Source organism: Flavobacterium lacus, assembly GCF_003268815.1.
Lineage (GTDB): Bacteria > Bacteroidota > Bacteroidia > Flavobacteriales > Flavobacteriaceae > Flavobacterium > Flavobacterium lacus.
In genome coordinates this window covers 23,717-42,132 of sequence record NZ_QLSV01000010.1, presented here as the reverse complement: position 1 = coordinate 42,132, position 18,416 = coordinate 23,717, and the positions used below count along the sequence as shown (strand labels likewise).

Below are 18,416 nucleotides of genomic sequence, written 5' to 3'. Positions count from 1 at the left end.
AATGTTAAAAAGTATCGTTAAAAACCTCTCCAACCTGCCCGGCTGGCGAACCAATCGTAAAATCGTAGTTATTGAAAGCGATGATTGGGGCAGTATTCGTATGCCTTCGATTGCAGTTAGAAATCAGCTTGTTTTGAACAGTATAGATTTAGGTAATGAAGAAAGGCAGCGTTATACTAGTTTTGACACGCTTGCAAATGCGACGGATTTTTCAGCTCTCTTTGAAACATTACTTAAATTCAAGGATATAAGGAATCAAAATCCGGTTTTTACTGCTGTTAGTGTGGTTGGTAATCCGGATTTTGATAAAATTAAAGAATCTAATTTCGAGGCTTATTTTTATGAACCTTTTACAACAACATTACAAAAATATAAATATGATAATGCATACTCCATGTGGCAAGAAGGAATAAAAAATCTTTTATTTATTCCTCAATTTCATGGACGTGAGCATTTAAATGTTCAGGTATGGATGCGTCATTTGCAAGCCAAAGATTTTCACACGCTAAAAGCGTTTGAGCAAAAATGTTGGGGCTATGCCAACAAGAATAAATACAATATCGACTACCAGGCAGCATTTGATGTTGAGTTAGCAACGGATATTGTATACCAAGAAATGGTAATTAAAGAAGGATTGTTACTCTTTGAACAAATTCATGGTTATAAAACTAATTTTTTTGTGCCGCCTAACGGGCCATTTAATAATAGTTTAGAAAAAGTAGCTGCAGATGGAGGAGTTAAGTTTATGTCAGCCTCTAAAATTCAAAATGAGCCACAAGGAGAGGGTATTCAAAAGCTAAGACTACATTGGCTAGGACAAAAAAACAAATATGGTCAGCGTTACATCACCCGAAATTGTTTTTTTGAGCCAAGTAACAAAAGTAAAGATTGGGTCGATTCCTGTTTAGTAGATATAGAAAATGCATTTAGGTGGAGTAAGCCAGCAGTTATAAGTTCGCACAGAGTAAACTACATAGGAGGTTTAGTTGAAAAAAATCGTACTGATGGCCTACAACAATTGGAAATATTACTAAAAAAAGTTCAAAAAAGATGGCCAAATGTCGAATTTATATCATCCTCTGAGTTAGGTGATGTAATTAGTAAAAATAATGGATGATTTTTAATAAGTTTAAATCAAATTTTGCAAGAAATTTGGTGAACATACCCGGAATTAAAACTTCCAAAAAAATTGTTGTTTTAGAATCTGATGATTGGGGAAGTATTAGAATGCCGTCTAAAGTTGTGTTTGATAAGCTTGCCAAAGAACATTTATATCCAGAAATAGATCCATACCTTAGGTATGATACTTTGGCAAGTGTAAATGATTTTAATGCAATGTTTGATATACTTCGGAGTGTTAAAGACCATAAAGGTAATCATCCCATCGTAACTGCAAACGCTGTTATGGGTAACCCTGACTTTGATAAAATCGCTGAACATAAGTTTGAATCTTACTTTTGGGAATCTTTTACCACGACTTGGAAGAAACATTCACACTGTGAAGGCGTTGAGGCGGCATGGCACTACGGAATTACAGAAAAGTTTTTAAGATTCCAATGTCACGGCCGAGAGCACATAAATGTAGATCAATGGATGTTAGCTTTGCAACAAGGCGACAAACTTGTGCGCAAAGCATTTGATCATCAGATGATAAGCATTAGTTCCCAGCCAAATAGATTACGATTTCATTTTATGGAGGGTCTTGATTATTTTTCAGAAGCAGAGAAAGAAAATAAAAAAGTTATTTTAAAGGAAGCTTTGCTTTTTTTCAAACAGTATTTTGGTTACGAATCTAAGTCGTATATAGCAAATTGTTACATTTGGGATTCTGCTGTAGAATCGGCCTTAGCTGAGTTAGGTGTAGTTTATTTACAGGGAATGACAAATCAGATACAACCTGTTTTAAAAGATGGAATCCACAGTCATCAATACAAGAGGCATTTTTTTGGGGAGCAAAACAAGTTCGGGCAACATTATTTAATTCGAAATGCTTTCTTCGAACCTTCTTTAAATACTGATATAAATTGGATTTCGGAGTGTTTGCAAAGAATAAATATTGCATTTAGATGGAATAAACCAGCGATAATTGGGTGTCACAGGTTAAATTTTATAGGCTCCATTCACGAAGAGAACCGCACCAAAAATCTTGAGCAGTTCGGAATGTTGCTTAAAGAAATTGTGAAAAGATGGCCCGATGTAGAATTCAAATCAAGCGATGAAGTTATTAATTACATAAAAAATGAGTAACGATAAATTGAAAAGAAGGGTAGTTTTCATAATTCCATCGCTAGTAGGAGGTGGAGCGGAAAGAACTTTGATTAACTTACTTCGAAAATTAGATTATTCTTTATTTGCCGTTGATTTAATCGTTGTTTTGAAAAATGGTGTTTATGTGAAAGATGTACCGATTGAGGTCAATACAATTTTTTTATTCCATAATAAAACTTTAGTTAGAGTTTTAGGGTGGTTGCAAAAGAAAATAGGATTTACTTATTTCTTTAGAACGAGAATAGAGAAACAAGTTCACAATAATTATGACGTAGGTATTTCTTTTTTAGACGGTAACTTTACAGATTTATTATTTTTTATTAAGTCTTTAAAAAGAAAGTATACTTGGGTACACGGTTCGTATAAGACTAATCATAATTTTAGTAAATATTATGAAAATCTGGCTTATGTTGAGAAATTAAAAAAAGAACGGTATCGTCTACTAGATGGTATTTACTTTGTTTCGAACGATGCAAAGCGGGAATTTATCGAAGTTTTTGGTCATTTTCCAAAGATGGAAGTTCTTTATAATTTTATTGATTGCACGGCGGTCAGAGTAAAGGCGCAGATGGAAGAAAAACCGCTGCATACTATATTTCATTTTATTGCTCTTGGAAGTCTACTACCTATAAAAGGATTTGACCGATTGATTAGAGCTGCCAAAATTGTTAACGAAAAAGGCTTTGTTTTCAGGGTTTCCATACTTGGATTTGGCCCCGAAAAAAACAAGCTCGAAGCCTTAGTTGAACAAAATAATTTAAATACTGTTGTGAGTTTTTTAGGTTTTGTAAAAAACCCTTATCCTTATTTGCAAAGTGCAGACGTTTTTATAATGAGTTCCCAGTCTGAAGCCCTTCCAACAGTTTTATGCGAAGCAATGATTTTAGGGAAAGCTACATTAGTTACAAATTGCAGTGGCTGTCACGAAATTGTTGCCAATGGAGAATATGGTTTGATGGCCGAACAAGATGATACTAGTCTAGCTGAAAATATGATTAAATATTTGTCAGACTCAAGTCTCGTAAAATATTTTGAAAGTCAATCTAAGCAGCGAGCGAAACTTTTTGATGATGTTACAGTATTGCGGAAGTATGATGAAATCTTGCTTGAATAAACATTGACGTAAAAGTTGTCATTCTTTTAATGTTGTTTATTAAGAGATGATTATTAGCATTTTTTTACACACTAAAAGCCTTTTTTAATCCGAGTTATAAGATTCAGGTACCTTGAGTAACAATTTAAAAAAACCAATAGAAAGTAGCATTTTACTACGAATTTCATCAAACAATACTATCATCAATATGTTACATTTTAATTTTATAGAGTAAATGAAAGTCCTCCAAATCAACACTACCGTCAATTCAGGAAGTACTGGTAGAATTGCAGAAGATATTGGGAAAGTGCTCATAGCAAATGGGCACGAAAGCTATATTGCTTATGGTCGTGGTAATCAAGAAAGTCGATCTAGTTTGATAAAAATTGGAAAGCAAAATGATGTTATTTTACATGGATTAAAAACGGCAATTTTCGACCGTCATGGTTTTGGTTCAACGGATGCAACGGTCCAACTTATTGGCGAAATAGATAAAATAGGTCCAGACATTGTTGCTTTGCACAATTTACATGGTTATTACATTAATATTGAAGTATTATTTGATTATTTGAAAGCTAAAAATATTCCTGTTTTATGGACTCTTTTTGACTGTTGGGCGTTTACAGGTCATTGTTCCTATTTTGATGACATAAACTGTATAAAGTACCACATACAATGCGAAAAATGCCCCAAAACAAAAAAATACCCGGCTTCTTATGTTTTTGATAATTCTTTGAAAAATTACAGCGATAAGAAGAGAATTTTTACAAGCTTAGAAAGAATACAATTTGTTGTCCATTCAATGTGGCTAAAAGAAATGGTTGGAAATTCTTTTTTAAAGTCTATTAAAGCGAATTGGCTGCCAAGTGGTATCGACTTGGAACTATTCCGACCATTAATTTCCGACATCAAGAAAAAATTTCATATTGAAGGTAAAAAAGTGGTGTTGGGTTGTGCCAGTCAATGGTCAGAAAGGAAAGGATTGAAAGATTTTATTAGTTTAAGAGCACTTTTAAATGAAAATACTATAATTGTATTAATTGGTGTTTCAAAAAAACAAGTAGCGTTATTACCACCCGAAATTATTGGAATTCCAAGAACTGAAAGTGTTCTTGAGTTGGTAAAATGGTATAATGCAGCCGATGTATTTGTCAACCCGACTTATCAAGACAATTTCCCTACCACGAACCTAGAGTCCTTGGCTTGTGGGACACCTGTGGTGACTTATAACACAGGAGGAAGTCCAGAAGCTATAGACAAAAATACAGGAATTATAGTTGAAAAAGGTGATGTTAAAGGTTTATCACATGCAATCGAACTTATCTTTTCGAGCGATAAAGAAATTTCTTTGAAATGTAGAGAAAGAGCCGAAAAATATTTTGATAAAAATGATAGGTATCTGGAATATCTTGATTTGTTCAACAATTTAGTAAATAACTCTATTTGAAATCCGTTAGTCTAACATGAGCGTATTTCAAATTGAAATGTATTATGAAATAAATAAAAATAAATGAAAACAATTTTAGTTACAGGTGGTGCCGGGTATATTGGTAGCCACACAATAGTTGAGCTATTAAAATCGGGATATAAGGTAATATCTGTTGATAATTATTACAATTCAATAGAACTTTCGTATGCTTTAATAGAAAAATTAGCAGGAAAAAGTTTTATCAAATATACTATTGATATTGCACAAGAAAATGCTTTAGAAATTATTTTTCAGGAAAATAAAATCGACGGCATTATTCATTTTGCAGCACTCAAGTCCGTTCCCGATAGTGTAGATAATCCGATTTTTTGTTTTAAAAACAATAATAATGCAACCTTAAATATTGGAGATTGTGCTGTAAAATTCGGAGTTAGAAATATAGTGTTTTCTTCCTCTTGTTCTGTTTATGGAAATGTAGAGCCTTCGGATTTACCCGTACAAGAACATACAATAATTAGAAAGGCAGAATCACCATATGCGTACAGTAAACAAAATGGTGAAGTATATTTAAAAGCTATATCTGAAATAAGTGATATTAAAGTTTTTGCACTACGCTATTTTAACCCAGTTGGTGCACATGCCTCGGGAGAATTGGGAGAATTCCCATCAAAACACAGCAATAATTTAGTGCCAATAATTACTCAAACGGCAATTGGCTTACGAGACCACATGACAGTTTTTGGCAAAGATTGGAATACACGGGACGGTTCATGTGTTCGAGATTATATACATGTTTCTGATATTGCGGAAGCCCACGTATTAGCTTTAAAAAAACTATTTCAAGATGATTTTAAAAATAAATTTGAAATAGTAAATCTGGGAAGTGGATTAGGGGTAACTGTTTTTGAAGCCATCAATTCATTTGAAAAAATGAGTGGTGTCAATGTTAATTTTAAGGAGGGAGAAAGGCGAGAAGGAGATGTTGAAGCTATTTATTCATTACCAGTAAAGGCAAAAGATCTTCTAGGCTGGACAGCCAATCGTGATGTTGATAGTATGATGGATTCAGCTTGGAAATGGCAAAAAAAGTTGATAGAATTAGGATTTAACACAACAAAAATTTAAACTTAGTAAATAAATGAAAAAAAGAATTTTAGTAACAGGTGGAGCAGGTTTTTTAGGAAGCCATCTGTCGGATAGACTGTTAAAAGAGGGTAACGAAGTGTTGTGTTTGGATAATTTTTTTACAGGAAGTCGTCAAAATATTCATCATTTATTGGAAAATAAAAATTTTGAATTAATACGTCATGATATAACTTTCCCAACTTATTTAGAAGTAGATGAAATATACAATCTAGCATGCCCCGCAAGTCCTATACATTATCAATTTGACCCTGTACAAACCACTAAAACAAGTGTGATTGGGGCTATAAATATGCTAGGTTTAGCAAAAAGATTAAAGATTAAAATTTTACAGGCGAGTACAAGTGAGGTTTATGGTGATCCTGAAGTTCATCCACAACCAGAAACTTATAAGGGTAATGTAAATACAATAGGACCGAGGGCCTGCTACGATGAAGGGAAGCGATGTGCAGAAACTTTATTTTTCGACTACCACCGACAGCATAATGTAGATATTAAGGTGATGCGAATTTTTAATACTTATGGACCTAGAATGCATCCAAATGATGGCCGTGTAGTTAGCAATTTTATTGTTCAAGCACTGAAAGGCGAAGACATCACAATTTATGGTGACGGTACTCAAACCAGAAGTTTTTGCTATGTGGACGATTTAATTGACGGAATGTACCGATTAATGAATTCCAGGTCTGGTTTTACAGGTCCCGTAAACATCGGCAACCCTAAAGAGTTCACGATGCTTGAATTAGCGCAATTGGCAATTGAGTTGACTAACAGTAAAAGTAAACTTGCATTCAGGTCCTTACCGCAAGATGACCCATTACAAAGAAAGCCAGTAATTGAAATGGCAAAAAGCGAACTTCAATGGGAGCCAAGGATCGCATTAAGGGATGGATTGATAAAAACGATTGATTACTTTTCGAAAGTAATCTAGAATGTAAAATGGTTAAAATTGATGCAGGAACTCCTTAAGTTAATTGTAAATTAAAAACGTTTTAAAGAAAAATTGACTTTTAAATTGCTAGGCTACAAAAATATCAATGACACTACTAAAAAAAAAAATATATATCGCTGGCCACCGTGGGATGGTGGGCAGGGCAATCCAGCGTGTTTTAGAAGCCAAAGGATATAACACAATAATCGGCAGGAGTAGCGAGGAACTCGACTTGCGAAACCAGGCGGAGGTCAATGCCTTTTTTGAGTTAGAAAAACCCGAAATTGTAATCGATGCGGCAGCGAGAGTAGGGGGCATTTTAGCCAATAACAATTATCCCTACACTTTTTTAATGGAAAATTTGCAGATACAAAACAACCTTATTGAAGCAGCCCATCAGCATCAGGTTGAAAAGTTTATTTTTTTAGGATCATCCTGCATTTATCCGAAGCTAGCTACACAACCTTTAAAAGAAGCATATCTTTTAACTGCCGCACTGGAACCCACAAACGAATGGTATGCCATTGCAAAAATTTCGGGCGTAAAAGCTTGCGAAGCCATTAGAAAGCAATTTAACAAAGATTTTGTGAGTCTAATGCCCACCAATCTTTATGGAACGCATGACAATTTCGATTTACAAACTTCTCATGTGTTACCTGCTATGATAAGAAAATTTCACGAAGCAAAATCGAACAACCATTCAGAAGTACTACTTTGGGGTTCCGGCACACCGATGCGTGAGTTTTTATTTGTAGATGACATGGCAGAAGCCGTATTGTTTGCGATGGAAAACAAGTTGGACGAGCATCTTTACAATGTGGGTTCAGGAACAGACTTAACTATTAAAGAGTTCGCATTGTTGATTCAAAAAATAGTTGGTCATCAGGGACAAATTATTTGGGATAGCACTAAACCTGACGGCACACCCAGAAAATTGATGGACGTTACTAAATTAAGAACATTAGGTTGGAAGCCAAAGATTGATTTAGCCACAGGTATTCAAATCACCTATGATTGGTTTTTAGAGAATGTAAATCAAATAAAAGGGGTCAAAATGTAGATTAAGTCTAACATTTAATTTTAAAAAATATTTCAATAAAATTCCAGCATTAAATAATCAATTCATTTTCTCACAAGCGTTTATACTTGTTTGAAAATGATAAGATTAAACAATTTTACTTCTAAAAAAAAGCTTATACCTACTTAAAGGTATCATCATTTATTTTATAAATAATGCCAAAAAAAATCCATGTAGTTTTATCCGGAGGTTCCGGTAGTCGTTTGTGGCCACTTTCAAAAAAATCAAGAACCAAGCAGTATATTCCCATTTTTGATGGCAAGAGTTTGTTTGAGATGACCATAGAAAATAATAAAAATTTATGTGATCAAGTTATCGTCGTTGGGAATATAGATAATTATGAATTGTCGCTACAAATCCTTGGAAAAAAGGAAGCAACTCCATTTGAAATTATTGTAGAAGCTCTGCCTAAAAACACGGCTGCAGCCATCACTTTTGCAGCACTTACTGCTCAAGAAGAAGACCTATTATTAATAACCCCTTCTGACCATGTCATAGAAAACAAAGAAGCTTATCAGAATGCAGTTGAATGTGCTTTTGAATTGGCGGAAAATGATTGTATCGTAACTTTTGGAATCAAGCCAAACAAAGCTGAGACAGGATATGGTTACATACAAAGCAATGGTGAAGATGTTATTGCTTTTCACGAAAAACCATCTAAAGAGAAAGCCCTACAGTTTTTAACTGATGAAAATTATTTATGGAATAGTGGAATTTTTTGTTTTAGGAGTAAAATATTTCTAGAGGAGTTAAGAAAATACAGGCCGGATATTTTAGCGGCTTGCATCCATGTAATGCAACTTAAACAATCTGATTTTTTAGATGCGGCTGCTTCCCAACAAATTCCGTCGGAAAGTATTGATTATGCGATTATGGAAAAATCAAAAAAAATTAAAATTGTCAGAGGTTTATTTCAGTGGTCAGATTTGGGTTCTTTTGAAGCTTTGTATGATTATTTTTCAGTAAAAGGTGGTGTTTATGTAAAAGAGTCAAATTTGATTATTGCCGAGACAGCCCACGTAGAATTACATGGAATAGAGGATATGATGGTAATCCAGAGCGGTGATGCTATACTGATTTTGCCAATCCAACGGTCACAAGAGGTTAAAAAAATTTATGAACGATTAGCAATAGAAAATAAAAATTTAATTGAATAATATGGAACACGAAGTAAGACCATGGGGAGAGTATTTTGTTTTAGACGATAGCAGCACCCATAAAGTAAAAAGAATTGTTGTAAAGCCTGGTGGTAGATTGTCCTATCAATATCATTTCCATCGAGCGGAAGTTTGGACTATCGTTGAAGGGGAGGCGCTTATTACTATTGATGAGATTGACCAAACTTATAAGGTTGGTGAGGTAGCTATTATCCCATTGAAAGCGAAACACCGCATTCAGAATAAAAGTGAGCAAAATCTTGTCTTCATAGAAGTACAGTGGGGTGAATCTTTTGAAGAGGATGATATTGTTCGGATTGAAGACGATTACAATAGAAATTAATCAATTAAAATAAAACAATAATACTATGAAAAATGCACTAGTTTTAGGAGGAGGTGGTTTCATTGGAGGGCACTTGGCTAAAAGATTAAAAGAAGAGGGTTTTTATGTCAAGATAGTTGATATTAAACCAAACCATGAATTTTGGAGTCACGATGTTATTTGTGACGATTATCTGCAGGGTGATTTAAGGGACCCACGTGTAGTCGAGCAAGCATTTGAAAATAAATTTAGTAACAATTACCATGAGGTTTATCAATTGGCAGCGGACATGGGCGGTGCTGGTTATATTTTTACGGGAGAAAATGATGCTAATGTAATGCACAATTCCGCCTTAATTAATTTAAATGTGGTTCATGAATGTGTGAAAAATAAGGTAGGAAGAGTATTCTATTCATCCTCTGCTTGTATGTATCCGGAACACAATCAACAAGATCCCAACAATCCAAATTGTGAGGAAAGTTCGGCATATCCGGCAAATCCTGATTCTGAATATGGGTGGGAAAAATTATTTTCGGAGCGTCTTTTCTTAGCATTTAATAGGAATTATAAATTAAGTGTGAGAGTAGGAAGGTTTCACAATATTTTCGGCGAATTTGGGACTTGGGTTGGCGGCAAAGAAAAAGCTCCCGCAGCTATGTGCAGAAAAGCAGCAGAAACAGATGCGGGAGGGACAATAGAAGTGTGGGGCGATGGACATCAAACGCGGTCTTTTTTGCATGTAACAGAATGTGTAGAAGCAGTATTACGATTTATGCGACAAGATTCGTTTATGGGGCCGGTGAATATCGGTTCTGAAGAAATGGTCACAATTAACCAATTAGCACTAATGGCAATACAATTGTCGGGCAAAAACATTAAAATAAATAATATTGGAGGTCAAGAATTTGTTGACAAATATGGCTTCTCGTGTCCAGTTGGGGTAAAAGGACGTAATAGCGACAACAAACTTTACAAAGACAAAATGGGTTGGGAAGTAAGTATTCCTTTGCTAGAGGGAATGAAGACAACTTTTACATGGATAAATGAGCAGGTTAAACTTCAAACTAAATAAATGTTGAAGCTTGGTACTGTTGTTATTTTAGATCAGGCATCCGGCTATCTGCAAATAGATATGTTGGATGCATTATCTACAAAATACGAGAAATGTGTTATCATTGCCGGTACAATAGTTGAACGAGAAACAAAGTTATCCGACAATTATACCTGGCACAAAATTATCAAATACAATAAATCCAGTTCATTTAGGAGGGTTTATACGTGGGTGGTTTCGAGTATACAAATGTTTTTTATTATTTTTTTTAGATACAGAAATGCAAGAATCATTGCTATCACCAACCCACCAAGTGCCCCCTTAGTTCCCTATTTGTTGAAAACTAATTTTGATGTTTTAGTATATGATTTGTATCCGGACGCCTTAGTGAATTTTAATTATATTAGAAAAAATGGTTTGGTAGATCAGGTTTTTACAAATCTCACTAAGAGAATATTTAAAAAAGCAACAACAATTTATACGCTAACTCCAGAATTAGCAAGAGCTACTTCAAAATATTGTTTAACTAAAGAAATTAAGATAGTCCCTATTTGGACTAATAATGAATTTTTTCCCCTAATTGCACGAAGTGAAAATCTAATTTTTAAAAGACTTGGCATTCCAGATAATGCTTTCCTGATTTGTTACAGTGGTAATTTAGGTAAAACACATCCCGTTGAAATATTGGTTGAATTAGCAAAAGAATTTAAAAATGAGCCAAATTTTTATTTCCTAATTATTGGTGGGGGACATAAATATGATTTAATCAATAAGTTGATTGAAGAACAAAAGTTAGTCAATATCAAATTATTGCCTTGGCAACCAGTTGAATTATTACCTCACAATATTCAAGTAGGAAATATTAATGTAGTTACACTCGATGAAGGAGCAGCAGATTTGAGTATTCCCAGTAAAACCTTTAATTTATTATCAGTTGGAAAACCAATATTAGCAATTTGCTCAAAGCAATCCGCGTTGTCCAATCTGTTAATAGGTACTAAAAGCGGTATTGCATATGAACCGCAGGAGGTGGAAGGAATTAAAACTTTTATTTACGAACTGTACTCAGATGATCTTATCTACCAGAATTATAGTAAAAATGCTAAAATTGCATCTCATAACTTTACGAAAGAAAACGCAAATCTATTTTTGTAATGTATAAAAACGAACTAAAAAGAATTGTAGATATAGCAATAGCACTGCTGGTTTTAATAATCTTAGTACCAGTAGTACTAGTAGTTTATGTCTTGTTAAAGAGCAATCAAAAGGAAGTATTTTTCACCCAAGACAGACCAGGAAAAAATGGCAAAATTTTCAAAGTCATTAAGTTTAAAACCATGAACGATATGGTAGGTATTGATGGAAGACCATTAGCAGACCATGTTCGTTTAACTTCTATTGGAAAATTTATCCGGAGTACTTCTCTTGACGAGCTACCCCAATTGATAAATGTTCTGAGAGGCGAGATGAGTCTTATCGGTCCTCGTCCACTTTTGGTTCGTTACTTGCCTTTATATTCTGCAAAGCAGAACCGTCGTCACGAAGTTCGCCCCGGCATTACAGGTTGGGCGCAAGTGAATGGTAGGAATGCTCTTTCTTGGGAGCAAAAATTTGACTATGATGTTTGGTATGTGGACCATGTAACCTTTTGGCTGGATTTAAAAATTATAGCCTTGACTTTAAAAAAAGTAATCGTACGAGAAGGCATTTCAAGCACTAGCAGTGTTACTATGGAACCTTTTAAAGGAATCAGCTCGAAAAATTAATCTATAAACAGTTGGAAAAAATGGTTTGCATCCATCGTGATAGCAGAAGTGTTCTTTACTAGTGGCAATGTTTTCTAGCGATGTTTTTTTCTTTTTTAAAAAAATCAATATTCTACTCGTTTATATCCAAAGGATTCAAAGATGTTTACTCTATGTAATATTTAAAATACTTCAACACTACTTTGGTTGTGATTATTATTTTAAGGTGGTTTTTTCCTTTTTTGGTCTAACTCATTTTATTTTTCCCTTTATGGTTACCTTGTCTTTATTTAAAAAACGAGTGATTTTGTACTGCTGTATCCAACGAATTCGTTACATTTTTTTTATCCACCTAGTATTGTCATCCTCAGTAAATATTGCCATTTAAAACCTAACTAAAATTTTATACTCAAAAAAACTTTTTTTAACTTACCGTGAATATTCTTTAACAATAGTGCTAAAATTTTCCATGTTGCATTATTAGTAGTAATGTTGTTTACCACAAACAAATTTAACCATGGGAAAGTTGTGATGGTAACACATTGCAACTTTTTCTTTTTTACTTAAACTTTCCAACTTGCATAAGTTGAAAATAGAATAAACAAAACCGATTAATACGAATAAAAATGGAAACAAAGTTCTTAGAAATGATGGCTGAGGTTTTTGAGATGGAGGACAAAGTTATGCTAATGTCAGATACGTTTCGTGATTATGATATGTGGGATTCATTAACGCAATTGTCTTTGATCGCTGAGATTGACGATGTCTATAATGTTGTGATTGATGGAGAAGCATTCAAGAAGTTAACCACTTTGAGTGATTTGTATGAAGCGATACAACAAAGGATGACCCCTGTAAATTAAATTTACTTAAATGGCACAATTAATTTTTAACAATGTAGGAATCGTTGGGCTGTCTGCAGCTGTTCCCAAGAACACCATAGACAATTATGCCCAAACTGATTATTTTTCAGCAACCGATGTTAAAGATATTGTTGATAAGGTAGGAATAAAAGAACGTCGTTTTGCTCCAGCGGATATGTGTGCTTCGGATTTATGTTTCGCAGCAGCAGAAAAATTAATCAGCGACCTTCAGCTCGACAAAGATGAGATTGATTTATTAGTTTTTGTTTCGCAAACTCCTGATTACCGAATGCCAGCTACCGCAATACTGCTGCAGCATCGATTAGGGTTAGGAAAACATACGGCAGCATTTGACATTAGTTTGGGGTGTTCAGCATTTGTTTATGGACTATCGATTGTTTACGGGTTATTACAGACTGGTGGTTTTAGAAAAGCGTTATTATTAGACGGTGAAACACGTTCCAGAATATACTCCCCGAAGGATAGAAAAACAGCCTTCCTTTTTGGTGACGGTGGTGTTGCCGCAATACTTGAACAGCACGAAAAATTTGGACCAAGTTATTTTTCCTTGCACTCCGATGGTTCTTTGTCAGACTTAATCAAAATGGATGCCGGGGGATATCGAAATCCATCTACGGTAGCCACATTAACTGAAAAAATAGTAGATGAGCACGGAACTATTCGCAGCGATGAGCATGGGTATATGAATGGTAGTGAAGTTTTTAATTTTGTTTTAAATGAAATACCATCTTCTTACAAATCGTTGCTGGCTTTTTCTAACAATACCAATGAAACTATTGACTATGCTGTATTTCATCAAGCAAATGATTATATGAATAGTTATTTAGCTAAAAAATTAAAATTAGATACTAGCAAAGTTCCGTCCTGTATCGCACAGTTTGGCAATACTTCTTCTGTTTCGATACCGCTCACTATTGTTAGTCAATTAAAAGATAAGCTAATGGGACGAAAAAAATTAATGCTTTGTGGATTTGGTGTTGGTATGTCATGGGCTACTGCGCAGGTTAATGTTGAGGATTGTCACGTTAGCACACTTGTTGAAATCTAATGATTACCAATCCATTTGACCTTACAGGAAAAAAAATTGTCATTACGGGGGCTTCATCCGGATTGGGTAGGCAGTGTGCCATCACTATCAATTTTTTGGGTGGATTTGTTTTTTTGATTGGAAGAAATTTAGAGCGATTGCAAGAAACAGCTAATTTGTTGGATAATGATCGCTATTTGATTATCGAAGCAGACATAACCGATTATGATAGAACTACGGATCAATTAGAGAAGGTTTTGGGAGAAAGTAAAATTGATGGTCTTATTCATGCAGCAGGGGTTTCAACTACATTGCCACTGCGAAATATTACGCCACAAAAGTTACACTCTTTTTTTGAAACAAATGTCTATGCAGGTATAAATATTACAAAGTTGTTGACCAAAACAAAATTTGCTAATCCAGAAGGTATGAGTGTCGTTTTTATCGCTTCGGTCATGGGTGTTGTGGGTGAATTAGGAAAAACTATTTACAGTTTAACCAAGGGAGCTTTAGTATCAGGAACCAAATCATTAGCACTAGAATTGGCTTCTAAAAAAATTAGGGTGAATTGTATTTCTCCGGGTGTTGTGCTTACTCCGATGACCACTAAAGCGGTTTATACTCAAAACGAGGAAGCTTATAACCTCGTAAAAAGCTTACATCCATTAGGATTTGGGATGCCTGAAGATGTTGCCAATGCATGTGCCTTTCTATTAAGTAGAGGAGGGGAGTGGATTACAGGAACAAATTTAATTGTAGACGGCGGATATACAGCAAAATAAAAAAAAATGAAAAAGATTATAATAGTTGGAGCTGGTGGGCATGCAGCAGAGGTAGTTGATTATTTAAACTTTATCAATGCTATGCCCAGTATTGATGCTAATCAAAAATGGGAAGTTTTAGGTTTAATTGATGATAATATTGCTAATTTTCATCTTTATAGTTACGACTATCCTTTTTTGGGTGATATAAAAGCTCATGAGGTAAACCACGAAGTAGACTATTTAATTGCGGTTGCCAACATCAAATTTAGAAGACTAATTGTTGAATCCTTATTAGCGAAAGGAGCAAAATTTTGTACTTTAATTCATCCTACCGCTATCGTTTCTCCCACGGCAAAAATTGGGTTAGGCAATGTGATTTCGCATAATGTATCGATAGGGCCAAAAGTAGAAATTGGGAATTTTAACCTTATAAATTCGCGGTGTACGTTAGGTCATGATACAAAACTTGAGAATTATAACTTTCTATCACCCCAAACCGTTACAGGTGGGGGAACAGAAATTGGGAACAATAATTTTTTTGGTACTAATGTTGCTATTTTACCTCGAACAACGGTAGGTAACAACAATACTATTTCTGCAGGAATGGTGGTTGATAAAAGCATTCATGATGATTCTACTTTTTTTCATCGTTTTAAAGAAAAAGTACTTGTAATCTCTTCCTAAGAATATGAAAGTCACTGTCAAAACGCTTATTAATACACAGTATAATGCTAATACCTACTTGTTAAAAAGTACACTTAACGATGCTGCTTGCTATTTGATAGATATTGGGAATTGGGAAGAAGTTATCGCTAATTTGGAAACCCATCAGTATATTAAGGCTATTTTTGTTACCCATTCGCATTACGATCATATTTGTGGGATTCATAAGATTGTAGAAAAGTTTCCGACGGTTCAGGTCTATTGTTCTGCTTACACTAAGCGAGCACTAGCAGACAGCAAAATGAATCTTTCTTTTTACCATCAGACACCCATTACTTATGAGGGAGCTAATGTCCTACCGGTTAAACAAGATGATTGTATCGCCTTATTTGATGATGTTGCTATAGAAGTAGTTGAAACACCGGGGCATAACGAGGGTAGTCTTTCATTTAAAATTGAAGATGTCATCTTTACAGGAGACTCCTTAATACCTGAATATACAGTAGTTACAAAGCTTAAAAGTGGCAATAAAATCTTGGCTGAACGAAGTATTCTAAAAATAAGAGACAGTATTTTTTATGACGACACAATTTATCCGGGTCATGGGCAAGCTGTTGTTGCACATCGGGTTAATTGGGATTTTTATTTTACGGGGTCAACGCGTTGAATTTAATTTGTAATAGGTTAACTGTTATTCTATTTTTTAACGTAAAAAATCTTGATTACGGAATTTGTACGAAAGTACTTGATCAATTTTTCACCACTACAAGAATTCAAGACATTTTTGTAAATTATCAGAAATGCTGTTTTTAATTTTATAAGATGTTCAACATCCTTAGCGAAAGCCTTCATCTTACTAATTTTTTCATTGTTTCTGTATTATTTTTAATAGTACTGACGCGTTGTTATACTTTTAAAAAAATTAAAAATTTCTGGATTATTTTGTCAGTCTTTTTTTTAGTTACGTCTACTTACTACGTCCCTTCGCAACTCGTGGCCGCCTACGAATCGAAAATCGCCAATTACAATCCAGATATAGTAAACAAAAACAAGACCCATTACCTGCATGTTCTAGGAGCTGGTTATAGTTTAGATCCTAATTTACCGGCTACCTCTCAACTGAGTCCGACCACCTTAGCTCGATTGGTAGAAGGAATTAGAATTGCTCGTCAGTTGCCCAATTATAAGATTATAACTTCCGGCTATTATAATTACGGTCTTGAATCGCAGGCATCCGTTGCCAGGAGAGCAGCAATAGAATTAGGCATCCCATCTGAACAGATTAAACAACTGGAAACTCCTTCCAATACTGCCGAAGAGGTAGCCGTTTTTGTAGATCAATTTGGTACACAAAAAAAAGTTATTGTTGTTACTGATGCTTTACATCTGCCGAGAGCGATAATGCTTTACCAGAAAGCCGGGATTACTGCCATCGGAGCACCCGCAACTTTTCAAGTAAAAAAAGAACCCAACGACTATAATGGATTTACTTTTCCATCTTACAGATCAGTGTCTTTAATGAATGCTTATTTACGGGAGCGACTGAAATATTGGAAAGATAGTTTGTGAAGCATATCTGCGAAAAATTATAAAGAAAATCACTGATTTTCTGAAAGCCATTTTCTGTCAATTTATATTATTAACATTAGCTATTATCATTAATTGAATACCCTTTATACTTCCCAATTCAAATGAAATTAGAAAAGATATGGTTGTCTTCTCCGCACATGGGAGGCAATGAACACTATTTCGTAAATGAGGCTTTTGCAACCAATTGGATTGCTCCATTAGGTCCGCATGTTGATGGATTTGAACATGATTTAGAAAATTATCTCGGTCAGGAAAAACACATCGCCGCGTTAAGTTCAGGAACTGCGGCACTGCATTTAGGCTTACTTTTGTTGGGTGTATCTAAAGACGATGAAGTAATTTGTCAATCGATGACTTTTTCTGCCTCTGCTAACCCCATCTTATATTTAGGAGCAACTCCCATATTTGTTGATAGTGAGCAAGAAACTTGGACTATTTGTCCAACTGCTTTGGAAGAAGCAATTATTGATCGAATCAAATTAGGAAAAAAGCCCAAGGCAATCATTGCTGTACATTTATACGGTATGCCATATCAGGTAGATCGTTTACAATCCATTTCAGAAAAATATAGTATTCCCATCCTAGAAGATAGTGCTGAGGCACTTGGCAGTAGCTACAAGGGTCAAAAATGCGGCACTTTTGGTTCGCTAAGTGTACTTTCCTTTAACGGAAATAAAATTATTACCACTTCCGGCGGTGGAGCTTTAGTGGCCAATTCGCGAGAAACAAAAGAAAAAGCTGTCTTTTTGGCTACACAAGCCAGGAACAATACTCCTCATTATGAACATAGTGAAATTGGTTATAACTATCGCTTGAGTAATGTTTGTGCCGGCATTGGAAGAGGACAAATGGAAGTATTAGACGCGCACATCACTTTACGAAGAAATATGCATGCCTTTTATGTCCATTTTTTTGAATCTTTTGATTTTGTCACTGTTTTATCTGAACCAACGGAAGATTATTTTTCTAATCATTGGTTGACTGCCATTTCTATTAATGAAACACTTTCTCAGGGTAAAAACCGAGAAGGTTTACGTTTAGCACTTGAAGTAGCAGGCATTGAAAGTAGACCTTTGTGGAAACCCATGCATCTTCAACCCGTTTTTGCAAAGTATCCCTATTACGGTACGACGGTTTGTGAAGATTTGTTTGCAAATGGGCTGTGTTTGCCTTCAGGGTCCAACTTAACGGACAACTGTAGAACAAGAATTAGTGCAGCCTTGAACAATTATTTTAATTAAATCATCACCGCGTATCGTGTTAACTAATTA

19 protein-coding genes are annotated in these 18,416 nt (G+C 34.8%); all 19 read left to right on the top strand.

Going from position 1 to position 18,416, the window contains the following annotated elements; translation table 11 throughout:
- The first annotated feature begins 1 nt into the window (after position 1).
- Positions 2-1,117 (top strand): polysaccharide (de)acetylase, encoded by a 1,116-nt coding sequence (locus tag B0I10_RS10705; RefSeq protein WP_112086513.1) that lies wholly within the window; start codon positions 2-4, stop codon positions 1,115-1,117.
- Complete coding sequence (locus tag B0I10_RS10700) at positions 1,114-2,247, top strand: hypothetical protein (protein WP_112086512.1); 1,134 nt, start codon at positions 1,114-1,116, stop codon at positions 2,245-2,247. The genes B0I10_RS10705 and B0I10_RS10700 overlap by 4 nt, the downstream gene beginning before the upstream one ends.
- Positions 2,240-3,382 carry a glycosyltransferase gene (locus B0I10_RS10695; protein ID WP_112086511.1) on the top strand — a complete coding sequence of 381 codons (1,143 nt, stop codon included), beginning with the start codon at positions 2,240-2,242 and terminating at the stop codon, positions 3,380-3,382. Before B0I10_RS10700 ends, B0I10_RS10695 begins: the two co-directional genes overlap by 8 nt.
- Positions 3,383-3,596: 214 nt before the next feature.
- Entirely contained in the window at positions 3,597-4,808 is a 1,212-nt protein-coding gene (locus tag B0I10_RS10690; RefSeq protein WP_112086510.1) for a glycosyltransferase, read from the top strand.
- A 63-nt stretch (positions 4,809-4,871) separates the two neighbouring features.
- Positions 4,872-5,915: a UDP-glucose 4-epimerase GalE gene (gene galE / locus B0I10_RS10685; RefSeq protein ID WP_112086509.1), complete on the top strand. Its 1,044-nt coding sequence runs from the start codon at positions 4,872-4,874 to the stop codon at positions 5,913-5,915.
- Between the two features lie 13 nt (positions 5,916-5,928).
- Positions 5,929-6,864, top strand: a complete 936-nt coding sequence (locus B0I10_RS10680) for a UDP-glucuronic acid decarboxylase family protein (RefSeq protein ID WP_112086508.1) — start codon at positions 5,929-5,931, stop codon at positions 6,862-6,864.
- A gap of 106 nt (positions 6,865-6,970) precedes the next feature.
- The gene (locus B0I10_RS10675) at positions 6,971-7,924 is read left to right on the top strand and encodes a GDP-L-fucose synthase family protein (RefSeq protein WP_112086507.1); all 954 of its coding nucleotides are present in this window, start codon (positions 6,971-6,973) and stop codon (positions 7,922-7,924) included.
- Positions 7,925-8,097: 173 nt separating this feature from the next.
- Positions 8,098-9,099: a mannose-1-phosphate guanylyltransferase gene (locus tag B0I10_RS10670; protein ID WP_181456939.1), complete on the top strand. Its 1,002-nt coding sequence runs from the start codon at positions 8,098-8,100 to the stop codon at positions 9,097-9,099.
- A gap of 1 nt (position 9,100) precedes the next feature.
- On the top strand, positions 9,101-9,442 hold the full coding sequence (locus B0I10_RS10665; protein ID WP_112086505.1) for a phosphomannose isomerase type II C-terminal cupin domain: 342 nt from the start codon (positions 9,101-9,103) through the stop codon (positions 9,440-9,442).
- Positions 9,443-9,467: 25 nt separating this feature from the next.
- A complete protein-coding gene (locus tag B0I10_RS10660; RefSeq protein WP_112086504.1) occupies positions 9,468-10,493 on the top strand; it encodes an NAD-dependent epimerase/dehydratase family protein in 1,026 nt (341 codons plus the stop codon).
- The gene (locus B0I10_RS10655; protein ID WP_112086503.1) at positions 10,494-11,627 is read left to right on the top strand and encodes a glycosyltransferase family 4 protein; all 1,134 of its coding nucleotides are present in this window, start codon (positions 10,494-10,496) and stop codon (positions 11,625-11,627) included.
- Complete coding sequence (locus tag B0I10_RS10650) at positions 11,627-12,238, top strand: sugar transferase (protein WP_112086502.1); 612 nt, start codon at positions 11,627-11,629, stop codon at positions 12,236-12,238. Before B0I10_RS10655 ends, B0I10_RS10650 begins: the two co-directional genes overlap by 1 nt.
- A 605-nt stretch (positions 12,239-12,843) precedes the next feature.
- Positions 12,844-13,080: an acyl carrier protein gene (locus B0I10_RS10645; protein WP_112086501.1), complete on the top strand. Its 237-nt coding sequence runs from the start codon at positions 12,844-12,846 to the stop codon at positions 13,078-13,080.
- 10 nt (positions 13,081-13,090) lie between these two features.
- Positions 13,091-14,149, top strand: coding sequence for a 3-oxoacyl-ACP synthase III family protein (locus B0I10_RS10640; RefSeq protein WP_112086500.1), 1,059 nt, complete (start codon positions 13,091-13,093; stop codon positions 14,147-14,149).
- Complete coding sequence (locus B0I10_RS10635) at positions 14,149-14,910, top strand: SDR family NAD(P)-dependent oxidoreductase (protein ID WP_112086499.1); 762 nt, start codon at positions 14,149-14,151, stop codon at positions 14,908-14,910. The genes B0I10_RS10640 and B0I10_RS10635 overlap by 1 nt, the downstream gene beginning before the upstream one ends.
- Positions 14,911-14,916: 6 nt before the next feature.
- On the top strand, positions 14,917-15,576 hold the full coding sequence (locus B0I10_RS10630; RefSeq protein ID WP_112086498.1) for an acetyltransferase: 660 nt from the start codon (positions 14,917-14,919) through the stop codon (positions 15,574-15,576).
- 4 nt (positions 15,577-15,580) lie between these two features.
- Positions 15,581-16,222: an MBL fold metallo-hydrolase gene (locus B0I10_RS10625; RefSeq protein WP_112086497.1), complete on the top strand. Its 642-nt coding sequence runs from the start codon at positions 15,581-15,583 to the stop codon at positions 16,220-16,222.
- 275 nt (positions 16,223-16,497) lie between these two features.
- A complete protein-coding gene (locus tag B0I10_RS10620; RefSeq protein WP_181456938.1) occupies positions 16,498-17,124 on the top strand; it encodes a YdcF family protein in 627 nt (208 codons plus the stop codon).
- Between the two features lie 122 nt (positions 17,125-17,246).
- Complete coding sequence (locus tag B0I10_RS10615) at positions 17,247-18,386, top strand: DegT/DnrJ/EryC1/StrS family aminotransferase (protein ID WP_112086495.1); 1,140 nt, start codon at positions 17,247-17,249, stop codon at positions 18,384-18,386.
- Positions 18,387-18,416 lie beyond the last annotated feature (30 nt).

Coding starts and splice junctions, on each gene's coding strand:
- B0I10_RS10705 (WP_112086513.1), top strand. CDS start 2: ATGTTAAAAAGTATCGTTAAAAACCTCTCCAACCTGCCCGGCTGGCGA.
- B0I10_RS10700 (WP_112086512.1), top strand. CDS start 1,114: ATGATTTTTAATAAGTTTAAATCAAATTTTGCAAGAAATTTGGTGAAC.
- B0I10_RS10695 (WP_112086511.1), top strand. CDS start 2,240: ATGAGTAACGATAAATTGAAAAGAAGGGTAGTTTTCATAATTCCATCG.
- B0I10_RS10690 (WP_112086510.1), top strand. CDS start 3,597: ATGAAAGTCCTCCAAATCAACACTACCGTCAATTCAGGAAGTACTGGT.
- galE (WP_112086509.1), top strand. CDS start 4,872: ATGAAAACAATTTTAGTTACAGGTGGTGCCGGGTATATTGGTAGCCAC.
- B0I10_RS10680 (WP_112086508.1), top strand. CDS start 5,929: ATGAAAAAAAGAATTTTAGTAACAGGTGGAGCAGGTTTTTTAGGAAGC.
- B0I10_RS10675 (WP_112086507.1), top strand. CDS start 6,971: ATGACACTACTAAAAAAAAAAATATATATCGCTGGCCACCGTGGGATG.
- B0I10_RS10670 (WP_181456939.1), top strand. CDS start 8,098: ATGCCAAAAAAAATCCATGTAGTTTTATCCGGAGGTTCCGGTAGTCGT.
- B0I10_RS10665 (WP_112086505.1), top strand. CDS start 9,101: ATGGAACACGAAGTAAGACCATGGGGAGAGTATTTTGTTTTAGACGAT.
- B0I10_RS10660 (WP_112086504.1), top strand. CDS start 9,468: ATGAAAAATGCACTAGTTTTAGGAGGAGGTGGTTTCATTGGAGGGCAC.
- B0I10_RS10655 (WP_112086503.1), top strand. CDS start 10,494: ATGTTGAAGCTTGGTACTGTTGTTATTTTAGATCAGGCATCCGGCTAT.
- B0I10_RS10650 (WP_112086502.1), top strand. CDS start 11,627: ATGTATAAAAACGAACTAAAAAGAATTGTAGATATAGCAATAGCACTG.
- B0I10_RS10645 (WP_112086501.1), top strand. CDS start 12,844: ATGGAAACAAAGTTCTTAGAAATGATGGCTGAGGTTTTTGAGATGGAG.
- B0I10_RS10640 (WP_112086500.1), top strand. CDS start 13,091: ATGGCACAATTAATTTTTAACAATGTAGGAATCGTTGGGCTGTCTGCA.
- B0I10_RS10635 (WP_112086499.1), top strand. CDS start 14,149: ATGATTACCAATCCATTTGACCTTACAGGAAAAAAAATTGTCATTACG.
- B0I10_RS10630 (WP_112086498.1), top strand. CDS start 14,917: ATGAAAAAGATTATAATAGTTGGAGCTGGTGGGCATGCAGCAGAGGTA.
- B0I10_RS10625 (WP_112086497.1), top strand. CDS start 15,581: ATGAAAGTCACTGTCAAAACGCTTATTAATACACAGTATAATGCTAAT.
- B0I10_RS10615 (WP_112086495.1), top strand. CDS start 17,247: ATGAAATTAGAAAAGATATGGTTGTCTTCTCCGCACATGGGAGGCAAT.